Origin of the sequence: Pseudomonas sp. UBA5666 (genome assembly GCF_002420785.1) — a bacterium.
Taxonomy (GTDB): Bacteria; Pseudomonadota; Gammaproteobacteria; order Pseudomonadales; family Pseudomonadaceae; genus Aquipseudomonas; species Aquipseudomonas fulva.
In genome coordinates, this window is record NZ_DIIQ01000048.1 from 1 (window position 1) to 19672 (window position 19672).

Genomic DNA, 19672 nt, shown 5'->3' on the forward strand with positions numbered 1-19672 from the left:
GCAGTAACAGCAGTAACAGCAATAACAGCAATAACAGCAATAACAGCAATAACAGCAATAACAGCAATAACGGCAATAACAGCAATAATCTTAACTACGATATTGGAATTAAAAGTTTCAAACTTGACTTGATTGAATGGCTTGAGCCTCGCATATGGCTCAACGATACACTCTTTCCCCTGCGGAAGCGGCCTTGCCGGGCGCCGAACCGAGCGCGATGGGCCGCTAACCCAGCGTACGTCACCCTCGGTCAAGACCGCGCAAGCCTACTCCCCCTTGCCCCAGCCGTGACCCCCGATGTTTTCCTACGCATTCGCTGGCGCTTTTGCGCCATTGCGGCGAACATTGCCGGCTGATTTTGCTGCCAACGGAGTGACTGTGGCCAACGAGCAACCCAAGGCCCTCGCCGAACTGACCCCACCCACACGGCTACCCTGGCTTAAACGGCTCATCGCCCAGTGCCTTGGGCGTGGCCTGACCCGCATTCAGGCGCAACACCCTCATTCCTGGTGGCTGGGCCATGCCGATGGCCAGCACCAGGGCCGTGACGAAGGCCAGCGCGCAGGGTACGAACGTGGCCATGCGCAAGGGTACGAGGCAGGCCAGCAAGTGCTGGTCATCCGTGACCATCGCCCCGACACCCCGGCCGTGCCCGGCCAGGACGATCACCTGTTCGAGGATTGGCGACTGGCCTTGACCGCCGACCTGAAGAAACGCTTCAAGGCCGACGTCGCCCAGCGCCTGCCCAGCCACGCGCAACCCAGCGCCGCGCAATGGAAACTGATCTTCAGCGACACACCCTCCACCTGCGTGGTGGCCGGGGCAGGGGCGGGCAAATCCACCTCCCTGGTGCTGCGAATCTTGCTGCTGCGTCACTACCTGGGCTACGAACTCGACGCGATGACGGTCGTCACCTTCACCCGCGAGTCGCGCAAGGACTTCATCAAGCGCTTGGTGCAGGTGTTCGCGCTGTGGGATGTTCACCTGCAACCGGCACAGGCGCGCGAACTGGTCCGCACCTTCCACTCCCGCATCCTGCCCCTGGTGCGCAGCCTGCCTGGGTTCGAGCACGTGCGTGCGTTCGAGGCCCTGGGCAACGAGATGCCCGCCGGGCGCGAGGCCGAGGCCGATAGCAACCCGTTCGACCTGCGCCTGAACGATGCCCAGCGCCAACAGCTCAATCATTGCTACAGCACCCTGCTGGCGGACAGCCCGCGCTTTGCCGAGCTGATTGGCCACTTGCGCAACGAAGCCTTGCAACTCAAGCCAGTGGATCCGGATAACCCCGAGGTGCAGAAACGCGCCCAGGTGACGCAGCTGGCTGCGCAACGCGACGAAGAGCTGTGCGATGTGATCGAGGACCTGTGGTTCGCAGCAGGCGCTTGGCCGATCCAGGGCATTGAGCCGACGCGCGACACCGTGGAGATCCGTGGATGCCGTTTTCATGTACACGGCCGGTTGGGTGCCACAGGGCCCTTGGTGGTATTGGGCTTCGACCCCTCCGAGAGTGCCCAGTACCAACGACCCGGCGCCAAGCTGGCCGTACGCGGGGAGTGGGCAGTCAAACGAACCCTGTTGCAGGCATTCTGCGACCAGCCGTTGATCTGGCTGGACAACTACGCCATGGCCCGGCGCCTGGCCGCTTCGCTGGCGGGCGACGCCGTGACGGGGCCGGGGTTTGAATACAAGGTCAAGGGCGAGCTGTCCGCCGCGCCGCTGCTCGACGCATTCGTCAGTGCCGCGGGCTTTATCGAAAACCTCGGGCTCGAAGTGAACACGGCGATTGCCGACATGCGCTTCGTGCCAGGCGACAGCGACGCGCTGTTCTTCGAAGCGTTAGCCCTTTACTGGAAGGCGTTCGAAGCGCATCTGCTTGATCAGGTCCCTCCGGTCATGAGCTACAACCGCATGTTCGCGCTGTTCGGGGAAAACAACCCGGAAAACCTGCAGCTGTTGCCCGACCCGCTGCTACGGCCGCTGGCGCATCTGATGATCGATGAATTCCAGGACGTCTCGCCGCAAATCGTCAGCTGGCTGCGGGCTTCCCTGCGCGAAATCCGCAGGCGCGGGCCCGGGATGAATGTCGGCCGCCATGCTCAGCACTCGTCCCTGTTGTGCGTGGGCGATGACTGGCAGTCGATCTATGGCTGGCGAGGCAGCTCGCCCAAGTACTTCACCGAATTCACCAAGGCGTTTCCGACGCCCGCCAGCACTCGAGTGATGATGGTGGAAAACTATCGCTGCCAGCAGCAGGTCATCGATGCCGCTGAGCACCTGGTCAAGGGCACACCCACCATCGCCGGCAAGAAGGCCCGAGCCGCTGGCCCTGCCGCTGAACTTGCCGGTTCACCGGTCAAGGTCTTCGAGCGTGACGAGGCCGCCCTGGGCCAGACCCTCATCGAGCATTACCAGCGCGGCGAGTCGGTGCTGATGCTCTACCGCAAGGGCAATGACCGGGCAGCGATGAGCGAACACCTGGAACCTGTGCTTCAGGCCGAGGCAGCAGTGCCCGCCGAGCAGCGGCGTCTTCGCCAACTCACCTACCACAGCGCCAAGGGCTTGCAGGCCGATGCGGTGTTCATGCTGGGCGACTGCCAGTACCTGACCAGCTCGCCCTACAAGAACCAGGTGTACCGCCAGACGGGCCTGGGCAAGGCGGGCGACCCGCAGCCGTTCGACACCGCCCAGAAAGAGGAGGTGCAGCGCTTGGCCTATGTGGCCGTGACCCGAGCAGTTCAGCATTGCTACTGGCACGTGGAACCGGCCAATGGCGACGCCGCCGTGGCCGCTCGCGCTTCCAGCCGCGTCGATGGCCGCCAGGACTGTTTCGAAGACTGCCGGGGTCGGTGACGGTTAAGTCACCGTCGGTAAGGGGCCAGTGGTGGCCACTGGCTTGCGCCAAGGTGACCTGTCGGCGCCATGCGCGCTCCGGCGCAAGGGTTGCCGCAGACGACAGGCGTCGTGGAATGCGGTGGCGTGTTCGGTCTGGTGTACGTGCATCAGGCTGCCGATCAGGAAGCATACCCATGCGATCAACCACCACACCCAAGGATCACCCGCTGGACATCAATGGCATCGAAGTGGCGGTGCGCTGCTGGGGCCCGGAGGATGGCATTCCCGTACTGGCCTTGCATGGCTGGTTGGACAACGCCGCCTCGTTCGAGCGCCTGGCACCCCTGCTCGATGGCTGTTTCGTGGTAGCCCCCGACCTGGTCGGCCACGGACGTTCCGACCATCGTCGTCATGACAGCGGCTACTACTTGTGGGAGCACGCCGAGGACATGCTGTCGGTCACCGAAAGCCTTGGCATGCGGCAATTCCATGTGCTGGCGCACGGCATGGGCACCGGTGTGGCTTCGCTGCTGGCCGCCATGACCAGCGGGATCGCGAGCATGACCTTCCTCGACGGTATGGGAGCACCATTCACCGTAGCCGAGCATGACCGCGTGCAGCACCTGGCACGGGCCTATCGCCTCAAGCGCATGGTCCAGCGTACGCAGATGCAGGGCTTCAACGAGCGGGACGTGCAACGCTTCGACGATCTGGACAGCGCGCTGGCGCAGCGCCGCGAACGGCTCGACACCGACCTGTCCCAAGAAGCGGCAAGGTTACTAGCGCTGCGCGACTTGCTCCAGCTCAACGACGGTTATTGCTGGCGACACGACCCGCGGTTGGTGCTCCCAGAGCCCATGCCGCTCACCGAGCCTGAAGCTTGCGCGCTGCTCAGCCAGATTCGCTGCCCGCTGTACCTGATGTTCGGCCGGCAGGGCGCTTTCACTGGCGAGGCTTTCGACCGCCGTGAAGCGGCATTGCCGCCCCAGGCGAAAGTGTCCTGGCACCCAGGCGGCCACCATTTCCACCTCGATGCGCCGGACCGTGCCTTGGTTGATCAACTGCTACGTATCCTCGCGCGCCATGAAGGCGCCGTGTTGCAGCGGCTGGTCAACGAGTAGCGCCCAGGTAAGGTTGCGCCATTCGTTCAGACACACTGGCTTTAGTCAAAGTAGCCTCGCAGGCTGAAGCTGTACCCCGTGTCCGCGGTGGTGTTCGCCACACGCCCGCTACGCTTGCTCAGGACGAACTCGAAGGTGGGCTCGTACAGCCCATCGCGCACGCACGCACCGGCCAGGACTTCGACCTCATACCAACCGTTGTCCAGTTCGATCACCGGGCGGCCGGGCTCACGGTAGCGCGCCATCAAGTCGCCCAGTGTCTTGGGGGTGAAGTACTGGAGGATGCGCCAGGTGTACAGCATCACAGCGCCATGCTCGACGTTCAGCGAATAACCACCGCGCTGGTGCTTGAGCCGGCTGCCCGGCTCGCGCAATTTGGGCATTTGCCCATCGAGCGTGAACACCACGTGATAGGGGAGGTTGTCGACGCCGGCCACAGGCAGCACCACGCCGTCGCGCACGGCCATGTCGCCGCTGTCATGATGGGTGAATTCGTGGGCCAGGTCGTCAGGCAGGCCATGCTCCTGCTTGAAGCGCTCAAGCAGTTGAATGTCACCTAGCAGAAAGTAGTCGACCAGGTCGTTGAGCACTTCGTCGAACTCATGACGCATCGCATGTCCTTGGGCAACGATCGGTAGGGCCGCGCCAGTTGAACTGGCGCAGGCGGTTTGCAAGGGGCGGTCAGTGTAACTGGGTAATCTGGATGAGGTTGCCGCAGGTGTCGTCGAAGATTGCAGTCAAGACGTTATCGACCTCGGCGGGAGCCTGGTGGAACTTGACACCGGCAGCGGATAGCCGGGCATATTCGCCTTGAATGTCACGCACCGCGAAGATCGCGGTGGGGGTACCGTCTTCCTTGAGCGCAGCCTTGTACGCTTTCGCCGCGGGATGCACCTCTGGCTCCAGTTGCAATTGCACGCCGTTGGGGTCGTTGGGCGAGGTCAGGGTCAGCCAGCGGTGCTGGCCCATGGCGAGGTCTTGTTTGGGTTCGAAGCCCAATACGTAATGATAGAAGGCAAGCGCTTTGGCCTGGTCGTCGACAAGAATACGGGTGAGCATGATCTTCATGGGCGCACACCTATGCCGGGGTCGTTAAGTACCAGTAAAGACGGCCCATGGCGTTTGGCAATCCAGCCCAGCATCAAATCGCTATTTTGTTCATGCCATCGGCGTATCCGGGCCGCAAACTGGCGACTGGCCAATGCAGCACAAGCGTTCAGCCTTCGCAGGTGTGCGCAGCGGCTTGCAGGTCAGCGGCGAATACCTCGGTGACCTTCGTCCGATAGGCTTCAAAGGCTGCGATGGCGCCGGCGATCACGCCAGCTTCCTGTTGTTTGTCGAGTTCAAGGCCGTCGATTGCGCTCACGAACGCCTTCCAATGCAGCGCCCGTCCTTGCGGGTGCGCTGCCAGGTGCCGCGCACCCAGGCCCTCGTCCAGGCCAAGGCGCTGGGTGTGCTTGAACAAGAAAGCGGCGCCCAGGTTCGATCCTTCGCTGCAATACAGCCAGCCCAGTGCATGGGCCGGTCTACCTTCACGCTCGTCGGCAAGGCAGGTGGCAGTTGTCCCACGTCGCGAATGTCCTGCTCGACCGCTGCAAACCGCGACAGCGACGAGAGGCCCGGCAGCCACGTATTGAGGTGGGGGTCTTCGTAAAGTCCCAAGAGGCTGCCGTGAAAATGATGCTGTACCAGCAGGAAGCGCGCATAGCGCGCCCTGTCCTGAAAAGGGTGGGCGGCCATGACCAACTGATCGACACCGTCATGTTCGCGGTGGGTGGCCGCTTTGAGGCGTTTGCAACGGCTCGTCTCCAGGGGTGGCACGGGTACTGCGATCATTCGGTGAGTCCGTCGCGGGCAGAAAGGCCTCCATGATGCGTGGCGGTGAGCATCGCAGCAAGCGTCAGGCACGGTTATCATGGTCGCCGTATCGTTCAGACCCAAAGGAAAAGCCGGTCATGCCTTCGCTTCAGTTCCGTACGCCGTCCCTGGAGGACGCCAGCCGCTGCCACGCCATCGAGATCGGTGCTTACGAGGGAGACGAAGCGGCCACGCTGGAAAAGATCCAGACGCGCATCAGTCAGTATCCACAAGGTTTTCTAGTGCTTGAAAGCGACGGGGCCATCGTGGGCTTCATCAACAGTGGTTGCGCCCATCAGGTCGTGATGTCGGACGAAGCGTTCAAGGAGCTGGTCGGGCATGACCCCGATGCCCCCAACGTGGTGATCATGTCGGTGGTGGTCGACCCGGCTTACCAGGGCCAAGGTCATGCAAAGCGGTTGATGGAAGCGTTCATTCTGCGGATGAAAGCCTGCGCTAAGCAGACCATCCACTTGATGTGCAAGGAACAGCACGTGCCGCTGTACCGCAAGCTGGGCTACAAGTACGTCCAGCCGTCACCTTCCGACCACGGCGGCATGGCGTGGCACGAGATGGTGATGGTGCTGTAAGCCTGTTGCCGTGCGGTGCCTACAGGGTGAGCTTGCCGTCAGACGGGGGCTGGCTTGCCGGCAATGGGCTGCGATGCAGCCCCGCAGGCACTTGGCAGCCAGCACCTTAAGGCACCGCCTCTATCAGCCCGCGACCAACTGATAGGCCAGGCGGTTGTGGCGCTCGAGTACCCGTGGCAGGTCGACAGTCACCAACTGACCTTCCCTGACCACCACCTTGCCGTTGATGACGCTGGTATGCACCTGGGTCGGGGTGCAGAACACCAGCGCTGCAAGCGGGTCATGATGGCCGCCGGCGTAGGCTACATGGCCCAGGTCGAAGGCGACGAAATCGGCGACCATGCCCGGTGCCAATGCGCCGATGTCATCGCGGTTGAGCACCTTGGCACCGCCCAAGGTAGCGATTTCCAGTGCTTCACGGGCCGTCATCGCGTCCGGGCCAAACCCTACGCGTTGCAGCAGCAGGGCCTGGCGAACCTCGCCGATCATGCTGGCACCGTCGTTGGACGCCGATCCGTCCACCCCGAGCCCGACCGGAACGCCATGATCGCGCATGGCGCGTACCGGAGCGATACCGGAAGCCAGACGCATGTTCGAGCATGGGCAATGGGCGACCCCGGTACCGGTGCGGGCGAACAGTTCGATGCCATGCTGGTCCAGTTGCACGCAGTGAGCGTGCCACACGTCGGGCCCGACCCACCCCAGGTCCTCGGCGTACTCGGCAGGGGTCATGCCGAATTTTTCCCGGCTGTAGGCAATGTCATTGACGTTTTCGGCCAGGTGCGTGTGCAGCGATACACCATGTTGGCGAGCCAGAACAGCCGCTTCGCGCATCAGGTCGCGGCTGACCGAGAAGGGCGAGCAGGGCGCGACCACGATCCGGCGCATCGAGCCATGGCTGGCATCGTGGTAGTCCTCGATCAGGCGCTGGGACTCCTTGAGGATATCCGCTTCCTTTTCCACCACCGAGTCCGGCGGCAGCCCGCCCTGGCTCTGACCCACGCTCATGCTGCCGCGAGCAGCATGAAAACGCATGCCAATTTCGGCAGCCGCATGGATGCTGTCGTCGAGCTTGCATCCGTTGGGGTAGATGTACAGGTGATCGCTCGAGGTGGTGCAACCGGAAAGGATCAGCTCAGCCATGGCCGTCTGGGTCGAGACTGAAATCATCTCGGGCGTGAGCCGTGCCCAGATCGGGTACAGCTGGGCGAGCCAGTTGAACAGTTCGCCGTCCTGGGCGGCTGGCACTACCCGGGTCAGGCTCTGGTACATGTGGTGGTGCGTGTTGACCAGCCCAGGGATGACCACCTTGCCGGACATGTCCAGCACCTCGTCCGCCTGTTGGGGAAGGGTTTCGCTGGGGCCAACCTGCTTGATCAGGTTGTCTTCGATGTACAGCCCACCGCCGCGGATTTCGCGACGCTCGCCATCCATGGTGACGAGCAGTTGGGCATTTTTGATCAGTAGCGTTCTTGAAGTGTGTGCAGATGACATGGTTGATGCCTGTTGCAATACGCGCCGGCGATGGCCAGCGTCGTAGGCGACGCGGCTATGTAATCAGGAAACGGGGAAGTTGTATACATTGAGCTGATTGGTGAATTTGCGTCATCCCATATGTGAAAATCGGCCAAAAATAAGACCTGCGCGATCGAATAGACTGGCGGCCAACGTCTTGAGAGTTTTTCCATGCCTGCCGCATCTTCCACCGCTTCACCCGTCGACGAAGCTCCACGGGCAGCCATCAGTATTGCCATCCTTGCGTTTTCCGCTTTCCTGATCGTCACCACCGAGTTTCTCATTGTGGGCCTTTTGCCTGCCCTGAGTCGCGACCTGGGGGTGTCCATCTCCATGGCGGGACAACTGGTAACGCTGTTCGCCTTCACGGTCATGTTGGCAGGGCCGTTCCTCACGGCCATGCTGGCGCACCTGGACCGTAAACGGCTGTTCATCACCATCTTGCTGGTCTTTGCCGCGGCCAATGCCCTGGCGGCCGTGGCCGACAATTTCTGGGTACTGGCCGTTGCACGTGTCATACCGGCATTGGCATTACCGGTGTTCTGGGGGACCGCCAGCGAGACAGCAGGGCACCTCGCGGGGCCCGAGCATGCAGGGCGCGCGGTGTCTAAGGTTTACCTCGGCATCTCTGCCGCCATGCTGTTGGGCATCCCGCTGGGCACGTTGGCCGCTGACGCGTTGGGCTGGCGTGGCGCGTTCTGGGCGCTGGCGGTGCTTTCGCTGGTGATGGCCGTGGCGATGAGCGTCTGGATGCCCCACGTGGCCCGTACCGCCAAGGTGGATTTTGCCCGCCAGGCGCGGATCTTCACCGAACGCTTCTTCGTGGCGAACGTGCTGCTGTCGATTCTGGTGTTCACCGCGATGTTCACCGGCTACACCTACTTGGCCGACCTGCTCGAGCGTGTGGCGGGTGTGGCCCCGGCTCACACCGGTTGGTGGCTGATGGGCTTCGGTGCCGTTGGCCTGCTGGGGAACTGGATCGGGGGGCGTGCCGTCGACCACTCCGTTCTCAAGGCTACCGCGGGCTTTCTGGTGCTGCTGGCGATCGGCATGGCCGCGCTGGTGCCCTTGGCCCATGCAGGCCTGGTTTTCTGCCTGGCGCTGGCCTTGTGGGGTGTCGCCAACACGGCGCTCTACCCGGTTTGCCAGGTGCGCGTCATGGCGTCGGTGAGCCACGCCAAGGCACTGGCTGGTACTGCCAACGTGTCGGCTGCCAACGCCGGCATCGGCCTGGGTGCGGTGCTCGGTGGCATGACCATCGACGGTCTGGGGATTGCCTACCTCGGTTATGTGGCCGCCGCAGTCGCGGTGCTGGCGCTGCTGGCAGTGCCCGTGGTAGCCAGGCTGGCACCTCAGACGGGTTCGGCGGCACGCGTGCCGTGAGGCGCGAGCCTGGGCAACAGGTAATCGAGCAAGGCACGCACCTTGGGTAGGTGCTCGCGACGCTTGAGCCAGACCAGGTTCATCGGCAGGCCATCGGTCGCCAGCTCCGGCAGCACCTCGATCATCCGTCCTTGATCGAGGTGCTGCTGGGTCAACCAGGTGGGTAGCTGCCCTATACCGTGGCCGGCCAGCACCGCCGCGACCTCGCCTTCGCCATCACCTACGGCGATGCGCGGCTGTACCGTGCGACGCTCCATCTCGCCAGGCTGGCGCCCTTTGAAGAACCACGGGCTGACCAAACCGTCGGTGTGCCCATAGCCTACGCAGTGGTGGTGCTCCAGGTCCTCCTCGCTTTGCGGCGTACCATAGGTGTCGAGGTAGTCGGGGGCTGCACAGAACATCAGGCGCTGGGCGCCAAAGTACTGATGGCCCAGGGCGGCGGGCCATGTATCGGGGCCGCCGATGCGTACCACGATGTCGATGCCTTCCTGCACCGGATCGACGAAACGGTCGGAAAACGATACGTGCGGCTGTAACAGCGGATGCTGCCGGGTGAACGCCAGGATCAGCGGCAGCACATGCAGGCGACCGTAGGAGGCGGGCAGGTCAATGCGTACCCGTCCGTGAGGTTCATTACCCGTCGTGGCGAGGGTGTGTTCGACTTCTTCCAGATCGGCCAGCACCGACGTGCAGGTGCGGTAGAAAACCACGCCGGCCTCGCTCAGCGACAACCGGCGTGTGGTGCGCTCGAACAGGCGAACGCCCATGCGCGCCTCAAGGCGCGCAATACTTTTGCTGACCGCCGAGCTGGTAAGGCTCAGTCGCCCGGCCGCTGCCGTGAAGCTGCCAAGGTCGGCGACCGCGACGAAGACGTCGATCCCTTTGAGTCGTTCTGAGGAGTGCATGGCCGGCCTTTACATGGGTTCGTGGTGCAGACCCCGGCAGCATAAGGGATCCTGAGATGGCGTTTCAGGGTTAAAGCATCGGGCAGGGCTGGATAGCGCGTTGCCAACGGAACACCAGCCCATCTTGCACACTCATAGGCTTTGCGCCAGCGCCTTGGGTAGATCATGCTGTACCCACCCGGCCCCGACGCACCAAAGGACTGCCCCCATGTTCCCTCTTGCCTGGATAGCCTGCGCATGACCCTGACGTTACTCACCTTTTTCGGCACCCTGGCCGCCATGGAAGGCGTGGCCTGGTTTGCTCACAAGTACATCATGCACGGCTTCGGCTGGGGCTGGCACCGCTCGCACCATGAGCCACGCACCGGGATCTTCGAGAAGAACGATCTCTACGCCGCGGTGTTCGCCGTGCTGGCGATCATTCTCATCGCCCTGGGCAATGCCGGCTGGTACCCGTTGCAATGGGTAGGCGCAGGCATGACGGCCTACGGTGTCCTGTATTTCGTTGCCCACGACGGCCTGGTCCACCGGCGCTGGCCTTTCAAAGTGGTCCCGCGCAAAGGTTACTTCAAGCGCCTGTACCAGGCACATCGGCTTCATCATGCCGTGCAGGGCCGCGAAGGCTGTGTGTCGTTCGGTTTTCTATACGTACCCACTATCGAACGGCTGCGTCGGCAACTTCGGGCGCTGCATGGGGGGCCGCTGCGGGCGAAGGGCGCTGCCACAGGCGAGCTGGGCGCTGAGGGTGGCGATGCAGCCGACAGCTCAGCGCCTGCCAAAACCCCGTGACCAAGGCACCGACCTTTTCGAGTTTTGACGTAGACAGCCGGCCGTCCCAGGCGTCGACCCCGGCGCTGTCGACCTTCAGGCCGATGCGCCGGTAAACCTGGCCTGCCGTGGCCACTGCCCACGCCGAGCGAAGCGGCAAGGCCTGCAGCCCGGCCTGGGCGCTGGCGTAGTAGGGTTCGGCGTGGGCGACCAGGCGCCTGGCCAAGGTAGCGACGGCTGCGCGATGACGCACATCGGCCAGGTCGTCTGCACTGAGGTCGAATTCCGACAGCCAAGCCTGAGGCAAGTAGCAGCGCCCGACCTTGGCATCATCGACGATGTCCCGGGCGATGTTAGTCAGCTGCATGGCCAGGCCCAGGTCGCAGGCCCGGTCCAGCACGCGGGCATCTTGAACACCCATGACCCTGGCCATCATCAGGCCCACCACACCTGCTACGTGATAGCAGTAGACCATGACCTCATCCAGGGTCTGGTAGCGGCAGGCGGACACGTCCTGGGCGAAGCCTTCGAGCAAGTCGAAGGCTTCGGCGCGGGGAATGCCGTGGCGCCTGGCCACTTCGCGCAGTGCGGCGAAGGCCGGCTGGTTCACGGGCAAGTCCGCGCAGGCGGCCTCCGTCTGACGCTGCAGATCCAACAGGCGCACCTGCGCTTCTTCCTGGCTGATGACCACCGCATCATGCCCGGCTTGCTGACCATCGATCACGTCATCGCAATGGCGGCACCAGGCATACAACAGCACAGCGCTGCGCCGGGTGTGGGCATCGAACAGCCGGGCTGCTGCGGCAAAGCTTTTCGAACCCACGGCAATGCTGTGTTCGGCATGGGCAAGTAACTGGTCGTGGTTCGGTGCGGTCATGCGCCCAGGTCCTCGAGCATCAGGCCTGCGGTGGCCTTGGCCGAGGCGATCACGCCTGGCACACCGGCCCCTGGGTGCGTGCCTGCCCCCACCAGGTACAGATTGCTCACTTCGCTGTCACGGTTGTGCGGGCGGAACCAGGCGCTCTGGGTCAGGATGGGTTCCAGAGAGAACGCCGACCCCAGGTGGGCATTAAGTTCTTCGCGGAAGTCCAGCGGCGTGAAGGTGCGGCAGGTGACCAAGTCCTCGCGCAGGCCTGGAATGTAGTGACGTTCCAGGTAGTCGAGAATCTTGTCCCGGAACCGTGGCCCTTCCACTTCCCAGTCGATGGCCGCGTTGCCCATGTGCGGTACGGGCGCCAATACGTAGTGGCTCGAGCATCCTTCCGGGGCCAGGCTAGGGTCGGTGGCGCAGGGGGTATGCAGGTAGAGTGAAAAGTCTTCGGCAAGCTCGTGACCGTTGAAGATTTCGTCAATCAGCTCCCGGTAGCGCGGGCCAAAGCACACCGTGTGATGACGCAGTTGCGGCTGCGTGCGCTTGAGCCCGAAGTGCACCACGAACAGCGAGTTGCTAAAGCGCTTGCCCTTGAGCCGCTTGCCTTCCTGTTCACCGCGAGGGTGTTCGGCCAGCAGGTCGGAGTAGGTGTGCACCACATCGGCATTCGAGGCGACTGCGTCTGCCCGCCAGCGTCGCCCGTCCTGGGTGCGCACGCCGGTCACGCGGCTGCCTTGGGTTTCGAACGCGGCCACCTCGGCATTGAGCTCCAGGGTGCCGCCCAGGTCGGTGAACAACTTGGCCATGCCCTGCACCAGCGCGCCCGTGCCGCCTTTGGGGAACCAGACACCCCAGGTGCGCTCCAGCGCATGGATCAGCGTGTAGATTGAGGACGTGGCGAAGGGATTACCCCCGACCAGCAAGGCGTGGAACGAGAACGCCTGGCGCAGTTGGTCATCTTTGATGAACCGCGCCACCATGCTGTAGACGCTGCGCCAGGCTTGCAGGCGAGCCAACTGCGGGCCGGCATGCAGCATGTCGCGAAAAGACAGGAAGGGCACTGCGCCAAGCTTGATATAGCCTTCCTGCAACACGGCCTTGGAATAGGCCAGGAACTGTCGATAGCCTTCCACGTCCTTGGGCTCGAAGGCCTCGATCTGGCGCTCCAGGTCGGCTTGGTCATTGCCATAGTCGAATGCCCGGCCATCCTCCCAGCACAGGCGGTAGAAAGGCGTTACCGGCAGCAATTCCACATACTCATGCATGGGCCGGCCGGCGAGGGTGAACAGGGCTTCGATGGCGCTCGGGTCGGTGATCACCGTGGGGCCTGCGTCGAAGGTAAAGCCTTGGTCGTGATAGACGTAAGCGCGGCCACCTGGTTTGTCGCGCGCCTCGAGCAAGGTCGTGGGGATACCCGCGGCCTGCAGGCGGATGGCCAGGGCCAGGCCGCCAAGGCCTGCGCCGATGACCAGGGCGGATCGTTCGTTGCTCATGGATAATCCTTGAAATGGGCAGGGGAGTGTCGCAAGGCAGCCTTCATGGCCTCGCCGACGGGCACAGGCGGTTTGCCGCACAGGATCCGCAGGCGATCACGCAGCGTACTCTGGCCTGCGTAGAAACGGGCGATCAGCCCCTCAGGCAATCGATAAAAGCGCTGCATCACCTGCCAGCGACGGTTCGGCCGGCCGGCCAGAAACAGCATTCGGTTGAGCAGGCGATAGAACCCTTGCTCACGCCAGCGACGATGCAGGTAGGCGCCCAACGCGGGCTTGAGCGACGCCGTGTCCTCCAGCGCTTGCGTTGACAACCAGTCGGCCAGGCGCACGGCATCGGGCAGGGAATAACCCGTGGTGCAGTGAAACAATCCGGCCCGCAGGCCAACGGCGAGCGGCCCGTGCTGTTCGTTCCACCAGGCAGGAAAGTCGTCGACCAGGGTAATCGGCAATACGCCCTGTTCTTCACGCAGGCACTCGGCGACGTGCCAGCCGCGCTGCTGCAGGTAGCACTCGATGTGCTGGCGCAGCTGCTGCGCGGCGGGCGCCTGGCTGTCGACGTAATGGGTGTCCTCCACCAGCAAGGTGTCAGCCGTGAACGGCAGGACATAGACGAAGCGATAGCCCTCGCCTTGAGGTACCCGTGCGTCCATCAGAATCGGTGCGACCAAGCCATGGGGGGCCGTCAGACGTACGACCTGCCCGAGGAACGCCTGCTGGCCGAGGACCCGGTGAGGGCTGTGCTGCATGCCCCGGCCATCGATCACCACCGCGGCGTGCAAGGTTTCGCCACTGGCGAGCGTGACATGGCTGGCACCCACTTCGGCGACCGCGCAGTCGGTGCGCAAGCTCGGGCCGAGGGCTGGGGTGATCACCTGCGCGAAACGCTCGCTGGTAATGCTCGCATAGCCGCCTTCCATGCGCCTGGAAAAAGCCGGGAAGTGCACGTGGTACGCAGGCCAGCGCTGCTCCACCAGCGGGGCGAGCCAGCGCAGTTGCTCGGCAGTAAGGTCGGCGTCGTGGAAGGACCACGTATGGTTGCCGCCCAGGACCGGCCCTTGCTCCAGGCACAACACGCGCCATTGCGGGCGCAGCTGCTGCAGTCGCCAGGCGATCAGGCCGTTGGCCAACCCCCCACCTACCAGGATCAGGTCATAGGGCACGGTACATTCTCCGAAATGCTGGGCTGGCCACTGCGCAGAGCGGCTTCGATGAGGCTGGCAGCGCGCTGTACGCCACCGCAGGTGGCAAGCTCGGCTTCAAGCGCCGCATCACGTGGTGCAGCCTCATCAAGCAGCTGACGCAACGCTTGGCCAATGGCCGATGCACTGGCACGTTTGGAGAGCACCCGGCCCAAGCGGTGATGGCGCACCCGTGCGGCCACGCCGGGCTGATCGAATGCAATGGGCATGACCAGCAGCGGTGTGCCGGCGCACACGGTATCGAGCACCGTGTTCAAGCCGCCATGGCTGATCACCACATTGGCTCGTCGCACAGCCCAGTGCTGGGGGGCGAAGTCGGTCACGACGGTAGCACCGATCTGGCGTAGCCGTGCCTGCTGATGCGCGTCCAACCCGCCGCAGTGAGCCACCAGCAACTGGGCATCCAGGCCCCGGCAAGCCTTGGCAATCCGTGCAAACAGATCGAACCGGTGGCCCTGCAGCGTTCCCAGGCTTGCGAATACCAAAGGCTTGCCGGATTCGAAAGACCAGTTGGGGCTCGCCTGGGAGGGCGTGCTGCGTAAAGGGCCGACGGCGTGAAAGTGCTTGGGTAGATCCGCTCTTGGGAAATCCAGATGCAGAGGTGTCTGGCTCAACTGGGCCAGCGGCGAGAGAAACTCATGGGCACCGCTGCGCGGTGGCAGCCCGTGGCGATGACACGCCTGCACTAAGGTGTCGTGCAGCGGGCGCATGAGCCAGTCATGGACTTGAGCACTGCCTTCGTAGAGGCGCGCATCCAAGCCGAGCCCGAAGGGCATCACGGGCAATGGCAAGCCCGGTTCGCGATTGATCGGCAACGCGCAGGCCACCGAAAAGAACGGCAGGTTGCAAGCCTCGGCCACCAAGCCGCCTGCGGGTTCCATCTGGTCGCAGATCATCGCGTCGACCCGATGGTCCCTAAGGGCCTGCGGCAGGTTGCTGATCAGCATGCCGGTGGTGTGCGCCAACTGCTTGATCAAGCGACGCAGACGCAGCGGCCCGGCGGGGTCGGCCACGCGGCGCATGGCGAGGTCAAGGCTGCCCGGCGGGCACTCGGCATGGCCAATGGCGACGAAGCCCAGCCGCGAGTCACTCAGCCAGCGTTCGGCTTCGGGCTGGTGAAAGAAACTGACCTGATGGCCGCGTTCGACCAACTCGCCGCCCAGCGCCTGCATGGCTGCAAAATGGCTGGGGTAGGGTGGGGCGACCAGGGCGAAGTGGCTCATTTGAGGTCGAGCTGGGCATTGACCAGTCGGGCCCGGCGCAAGTGCGCCAGCGTGGCGGAGCCGGTGCAGAAGCAGGCGATACGCAGTTGCCGGATGATCACGTCGAAATGTGAGACCACCGCTTCGGTAGACGTCATCGCAGAGGTCAGCACGCCGGCAGCCTGGCCCACCAAGTCCGCCCCCAGGCGGATGGCCTTGGCCGCGTCCACCCCATCGCGCACCCCACCCGAGGCGATCAGGCCAACCGTGGGCACGGCGCGGCGCACGGCAAGCAGGCTCTGGGCGGTCGGAATGCCCCAGCCGCTGAAGGCCATTGCCACCGCACGCTCGGCAGGGTCATTGGCGCGCTCCGCCTCGACAGCGGCCCAGCTCGTGCCGCCGGCGCCGGCCACATCGATCATGGACACGCCAGCGTCGTACAATTGCCGGGCCACGCCTGGGGAGATACCGGCGCCTACTTCCTTGACGATGATGGGCGCGTGAAGCTGCCCGGCGACGTGCTCGATGCAGGCGAGCACCCCGTTCCAGTTGCGGTCGCCTTCGGGCTGAACGGCTTCCTGCAAGGGGTTGAGATGAATGATCAGGGCGCTGGCATCGAGTGTATCGACCGCACGGCGGGCAAGGTCTACACCATCAGCCTCGCGTAACTGGGCGGCGCCCAGGTTTGCCAGGAGCGGGACGTCGGGTGCGAGCCTTCTCAGCTCCGTGGTCAGCCCCTGGTCCTGCCCGCTGCGCAAGCTAACTCGCTGCGAACCCACGCCCATGGCCAGGCCCAAAGCCTGCGCAGCTTCGGCCAGGTGCTGGTTGATAAACCGTGCCCGCTCAGCACCGCCGGTCATCGAACTGATCAGCAGCGGTGCGCGCAGTGCCATGCCGAACAGCTCGGTACCCAGGTTGACGTCTTCCAGGGCCATCTCAGGCAGTGCACAATGTTCGAAACGCAGCGCCGACCAGCCAGCATCGATCCCATGCGAGGTGGTGCCGGCGGCCAGAACGATATCGAGGTGATCATCCTTGCGTTGACTCAACGGGCTTTTGTTCATGCCGGCTCCACTGCCAGGGAATCATCCTGAGGTACGTGCGGTCTGTGTGCTTAGGACAGACAAGTTGTACAACACTACCCGTTTTGTATAGCTAAGCTCATAAAAAGCAAAGCATCAGGCAACGGCGCCTATCAGTCGTTCCTTTTTCATCTACGGTCAATGGGCCGCCCACATCGAGAGGCAAGGATGACGACCATCGCCCCCCCGCACAGCGCTGGCGCTGATCACGATCAGCCACTGGCCGTCGCACATGCGGCCGTAGAAGCCCGGCTGGCGGCCTTGCTGCCATCGGCAGGTCACGAGCGTGACCTAGTGGTTGCGGCCATGCGCGACTGCACCCTGGCGCCAGGCAAGCGCTTGCGGCCCCTGCTGTTACTGTTCACGGCACAAGGTCTGGGCGCGTGCCCACACGCAGCGCTCGACCTTGGCTGCGCCGTGGAGATGGTGCATGCAGCCTCCCTTGTACTGGACGACCTCCCCTGTATGGACAACGCCGCCTTGCGCCGCGGTCGCCCTACCTTGCACCTGGCGTTTGGGGAAGATGTGGCAGTGTTGACGGCCATTGCCTTGCTCTCCCGTGCGTTCGGGGTTGTGGCGGGGTTGCAGACGGTCGGGCCGGATGTGCGCAGCGACCTGGTCGTGACCCTCACCTCGGCAATCGGTGCCGATGGGCTGGTCAAGGGGCAGTTGCAGGATCTGCGCGACGGTGCACGGCCGCGCACGGCGGCTGAAATTGCCCAGACCAATCAACTCAAGACCGGGGCCTTGTTCTCGGCCTTGCTGGGTATGGCCGGCCGGTTGGCGGGGGCTGGCGAAACCCAGCAGGGCACCTTGCAGCAGTTGGCGGGGGAATTGGGGCAAGCGTTTCAATTGCACGATGATTTGCATGACCGTGACCCTGAAAGCGGCAAGAGCATGGGGTTGGACCAAGGCAAGTCGACCCTGCTGGCCATGTGTGGCGAGACGCAGGTGCGCCAGCGGTTGGAAGCCCATTTGCAGAGCGTCGAACAGTGCCTGACCAGCCTGGGCCTTCAGGCCTCACCGATTGGCGGGGTCTTGCGCAAGGTGTTCGCTTCGAAGGGTGTGCCGGCTGGCGGCAGCACCGTATGGCGTCAAGGCCTGAGCGGGCTTGCGGTGGGTGGGGCAGTCGTGCATCACGTGTAAGACGCAGGACGACGTGCCACAGCGCGAATCCGAGGGTCTACGCGGTCTCGTGTAGGACCGGCCGCGATGGGCCGCGCAGCGGCCCCAAGTTTTTCAGCTCGCCGGAGGCCCGGCGCGGTCGCTCCTACACGGGGCCGCGGATCCTGCAGAGGCGAACCTAGGGCGCCCCAGAAATTCCAAACTCACTGATCCAATCGCCTGGCATGCCTGGCAAATACCTTTTCCAGCAGTTCCCACATGACCGGGTCAAGGCTGAACGCCACGTTGAAACGCATCCAGCCCGTTGCCCTGGCGTCCACCATGAACAGCTGACCAGGGCCGAGCATGATGCCTTTTTCGAGCGCGTCATCGAGCAACAGCGCGCTGTCGGGGATCGAGGGATGGCGGGTCCAGATGTACATCCCCTCGTCCGATTCCGTGAACAGCTCGAAGCCTAGTCGGTGCAGATGCGCACCCACCCGTTGATGCGCCTCGGCCAGGCGTTGACGCAGGCGCTTGAGGTGCTTGCGCCAGCGACCGTCGATGATGGCGGCGTAGACGACCCGCTCCATGACCTGCGAGGTGGTCAGGCCCGAGCGCATTTTCAGGTGTACCAATTGTTGCGCCAGTTCCGGATTGGCCAGCAGGTAGCCCACCCGCACATTGGGTGAGATGCTTTTCGAGTAACTGCCCACGTAGACCACCTGCTGCAAGTGGTCAAGGCTGGCGAGGCAGGGTTGCGGTTCGGCGATCATGTCGGCGTACAGGTTGTTTTCGACCAGCCGCAAGCCATGCTGGCTGGCCAGTTGCAGCAGGCGGTGCAACTGCGGCAGCGGTGTGCGCGAGCACGTTGGGCTGTGCAGGTGAGGCTGGGTGAAGAAGGCCGTGGGCCGGTGTTGCGCCAGCAACTGCTCCAGCTGATTGAGGTCGTAGCCATTGGGCGTGCGCGCCACCCCCAGCAGCGTTGCGCCTTGGGTACGCAGGATGCTCATCAGGTTGGGGTAGCCAGGGTCGTCCACCAGCACCACGTCACCGGGGCGGACCAGCGTACGCACGGCCAGGTCCAGGGCCTGGCTGGCGCCGTGGGTCAACATCAGCTGAGCGGGATTGGCGACGATCGACAGATCCTGCTGCAGGTTCTGCGCCGTCAACGCACGCAGCTCTGGCAACCCCATGGGATCGCCGTAACCGGACAGTTCCAGCGGGCTGCCAGCCACCTGCCGCAGCCCTCGGCGCAAGCCGTCTTCGTACATCCAGTCGTTGGGCAGCCAACCGCAGCCTGGCTTGAACGGCAACTGCCGGGTTTCGAAGATCTGCTGCAGGTACCACTCGGTGTTGAACGTTGGTCGGCTTGCGTCAGGGTCTGCCGTGTGCGTGTCCAACAGCTCAGCGGCAGCCCGATTGACGAAAAAGCCAGCGTTGCCGCGGCTCACCAGCAGCCCTTGGGCGACCAGGCGATCGTAGGCTTCCACCACGGTGAACGTGCTGACCGAGTAGGTGGCGGCGAAGGCGCGGATCGACGGCACCTTGGCGCCAGGCTTGAGCGTCTGGGTGTCGATCAGGGTGCGCAGGCCGTCGATGATCTGGTTGACCAACGGTGTGGAAGCGTCTGGATTCAATTGCAGCATGGGGGACCTTCAGGTGTGTAACGCCAGGTGCTGGCCCGGTGTATAGGGTTGGCGACCTGTACAGTGCAGTGCGAGTTTCATGCCACTGTGCATGGCTC

General features: G+C 63.7%; 16 protein-coding genes and 2 pseudogenes. 6 read left to right on the top strand and 12 right to left on the bottom strand.

What is annotated here, in order from left to right:
* A partial coding sequence (locus B2Y33_RS20930) for a hypothetical protein (RefSeq protein WP_288633374.1) occupies positions 1–254 on the bottom strand: 254 nt, incomplete at its 3' end.
* Between the two features lie 43 nt (positions 255–297).
* Between B2Y33_RS20930 and B2Y33_RS20935 the strand changes: the two genes are divergently transcribed.
* Together B2Y33_RS20935 and B2Y33_RS20940 are read left to right on the top strand one after the other, a co-directional pair.
* Positions 298–2850 carry a UvrD-helicase domain-containing protein gene (locus tag B2Y33_RS20935; protein WP_206405488.1) on the top strand — a complete coding sequence of 851 codons (2553 nt, stop codon included), beginning with the start codon at positions 298–300 and terminating at the stop codon, positions 2848–2850.
* Between the two features lie 176 nt (positions 2851–3026).
* Positions 3027–3953 carry an alpha/beta fold hydrolase gene (locus B2Y33_RS20940; RefSeq protein WP_027914793.1) on the top strand — a complete coding sequence of 309 codons (927 nt, stop codon included), beginning with the start codon at positions 3027–3029 and terminating at the stop codon, positions 3951–3953.
* A gap of 41 nt (positions 3954–3994) precedes the next feature.
* Here B2Y33_RS20940 and B2Y33_RS20945 read toward each other — a convergent pair whose 3' ends face one another.
* From B2Y33_RS20945 to B2Y33_RS20955, 3 genes and pseudogenes are all read right to left on the bottom strand, one after another.
* Positions 3995–4564 carry a hypothetical protein gene (locus B2Y33_RS20945; RefSeq protein ID WP_027914794.1) on the bottom strand — a complete coding sequence of 190 codons (570 nt, stop codon included), beginning with the start codon at positions 4562–4564 and terminating at the stop codon, positions 3995–3997.
* Between the two features lie 70 nt (positions 4565–4634).
* Positions 4635–5021 (bottom strand): VOC family protein, encoded by a 387-nt coding sequence (locus tag B2Y33_RS20950; RefSeq protein WP_027914795.1) that lies wholly within the window; start codon positions 5019–5021, stop codon positions 4635–4637.
* A 148-nt stretch (positions 5022–5169) separates the two neighbouring features.
* Positions 5170–5789, bottom strand: a pseudogene (locus tag B2Y33_RS20955) (biliverdin-producing heme oxygenase).
* Between the two features lie 119 nt (positions 5790–5908).
* Here B2Y33_RS20955 and B2Y33_RS20960 point away from each other — a divergent pair.
* Positions 5909–6400, top strand: a complete 492-nt coding sequence (locus tag B2Y33_RS20960) for a GNAT family N-acetyltransferase (protein WP_049695852.1) — start codon at positions 5909–5911, stop codon at positions 6398–6400.
* Between the two features lie 123 nt (positions 6401–6523).
* On the opposite strand, the gene B2Y33_RS20965 is transcribed toward B2Y33_RS20960, so the two are convergent.
* Positions 6524–7894, bottom strand: coding sequence for an 8-oxoguanine deaminase (locus tag B2Y33_RS20965; protein WP_027914798.1), 1371 nt, complete (start codon positions 7892–7894; stop codon positions 6524–6526).
* 192 nt (positions 7895–8086) lie between these two features.
* Between B2Y33_RS20965 and B2Y33_RS20970 the strand changes: the two genes are divergently transcribed.
* Positions 8087–9298 carry an MFS transporter gene (locus tag B2Y33_RS20970; RefSeq protein WP_059183944.1) on the top strand — a complete coding sequence of 404 codons (1212 nt, stop codon included), beginning with the start codon at positions 8087–8089 and terminating at the stop codon, positions 9296–9298.
* On the opposite strand, the gene B2Y33_RS20975 is transcribed toward B2Y33_RS20970, so the two are convergent.
* A complete protein-coding gene (locus tag B2Y33_RS20975; RefSeq protein ID WP_027914800.1) occupies positions 9268–10203 on the bottom strand; it encodes a LysR family transcriptional regulator in 936 nt (311 codons plus the stop codon). The genes B2Y33_RS20970 and B2Y33_RS20975 overlap by 31 nt on opposite strands.
* Positions 10204–10440: 237 nt before the next feature.
* On the opposite strand from B2Y33_RS20975, the gene B2Y33_RS20980 reads away from it, so the two are divergent.
* The gene (locus B2Y33_RS20980) at positions 10441–10992 is read left to right on the top strand and encodes a sterol desaturase family protein (RefSeq protein WP_080992844.1); all 552 of its coding nucleotides are present in this window, start codon (positions 10441–10443) and stop codon (positions 10990–10992) included.
* On the opposite strand, the pseudogene B2Y33_RS20985 reads toward B2Y33_RS20980, so the two are convergent.
* The 5 genes and pseudogenes from B2Y33_RS20985 to fni form a co-directional block, all read right to left on the bottom strand.
* A pseudogene (locus B2Y33_RS20985) lies at positions 10916–11848 on the bottom strand (phytoene/squalene synthase family protein); the annotation flags it as partial. The gene B2Y33_RS20980 and the pseudogene B2Y33_RS20985 sit on opposite strands and share 77 nt — an antisense overlap.
* Entirely contained in the window at positions 11845–13335 is a 1491-nt protein-coding gene (locus B2Y33_RS20990; protein ID WP_028686387.1) for a phytoene desaturase, read from the bottom strand. The pseudogene B2Y33_RS20985 and the gene B2Y33_RS20990, both read right to left, overlap by 4 nt.
* Positions 13332–14498 (bottom strand): lycopene beta-cyclase CrtY, encoded by a 1167-nt coding sequence (gene crtY, locus B2Y33_RS20995; protein ID WP_027914804.1) that lies wholly within the window; start codon positions 14496–14498, stop codon positions 13332–13334. The genes B2Y33_RS20990 and crtY overlap by 4 nt, the downstream gene beginning before the upstream one ends.
* Positions 14483–15760, bottom strand: coding sequence for a glycosyltransferase (locus tag B2Y33_RS21000; protein ID WP_027914805.1), 1278 nt, complete (start codon positions 15758–15760; stop codon positions 14483–14485). Before B2Y33_RS21000 ends, crtY begins: the two co-directional genes overlap by 16 nt.
* Positions 15757–16803, bottom strand: a complete 1047-nt coding sequence (gene fni / locus B2Y33_RS21005) for a type 2 isopentenyl-diphosphate Delta-isomerase (RefSeq protein ID WP_206405489.1) — start codon at positions 16801–16803, stop codon at positions 15757–15759. Before fni ends, B2Y33_RS21000 begins: the two co-directional genes overlap by 4 nt.
* A 186-nt stretch (positions 16804–16989) precedes the next feature.
* Between fni and B2Y33_RS21010 the strand changes: the two genes are divergently transcribed.
* The gene (locus B2Y33_RS21010) at positions 16990–17967 is read left to right on the top strand and encodes a polyprenyl synthetase family protein (RefSeq protein WP_050587319.1); all 978 of its coding nucleotides are present in this window, start codon (positions 16990–16992) and stop codon (positions 17965–17967) included.
* Between the two features lie 182 nt (positions 17968–18149).
* Here B2Y33_RS21010 and B2Y33_RS21015 read toward each other — a convergent pair whose 3' ends face one another.
* Entirely contained in the window at positions 18150–19574 is a 1425-nt protein-coding gene (locus tag B2Y33_RS21015; protein WP_027914807.1) for a PLP-dependent aminotransferase family protein, read from the bottom strand.
* Positions 19575–19672: the final 98 nt, after the last annotated feature.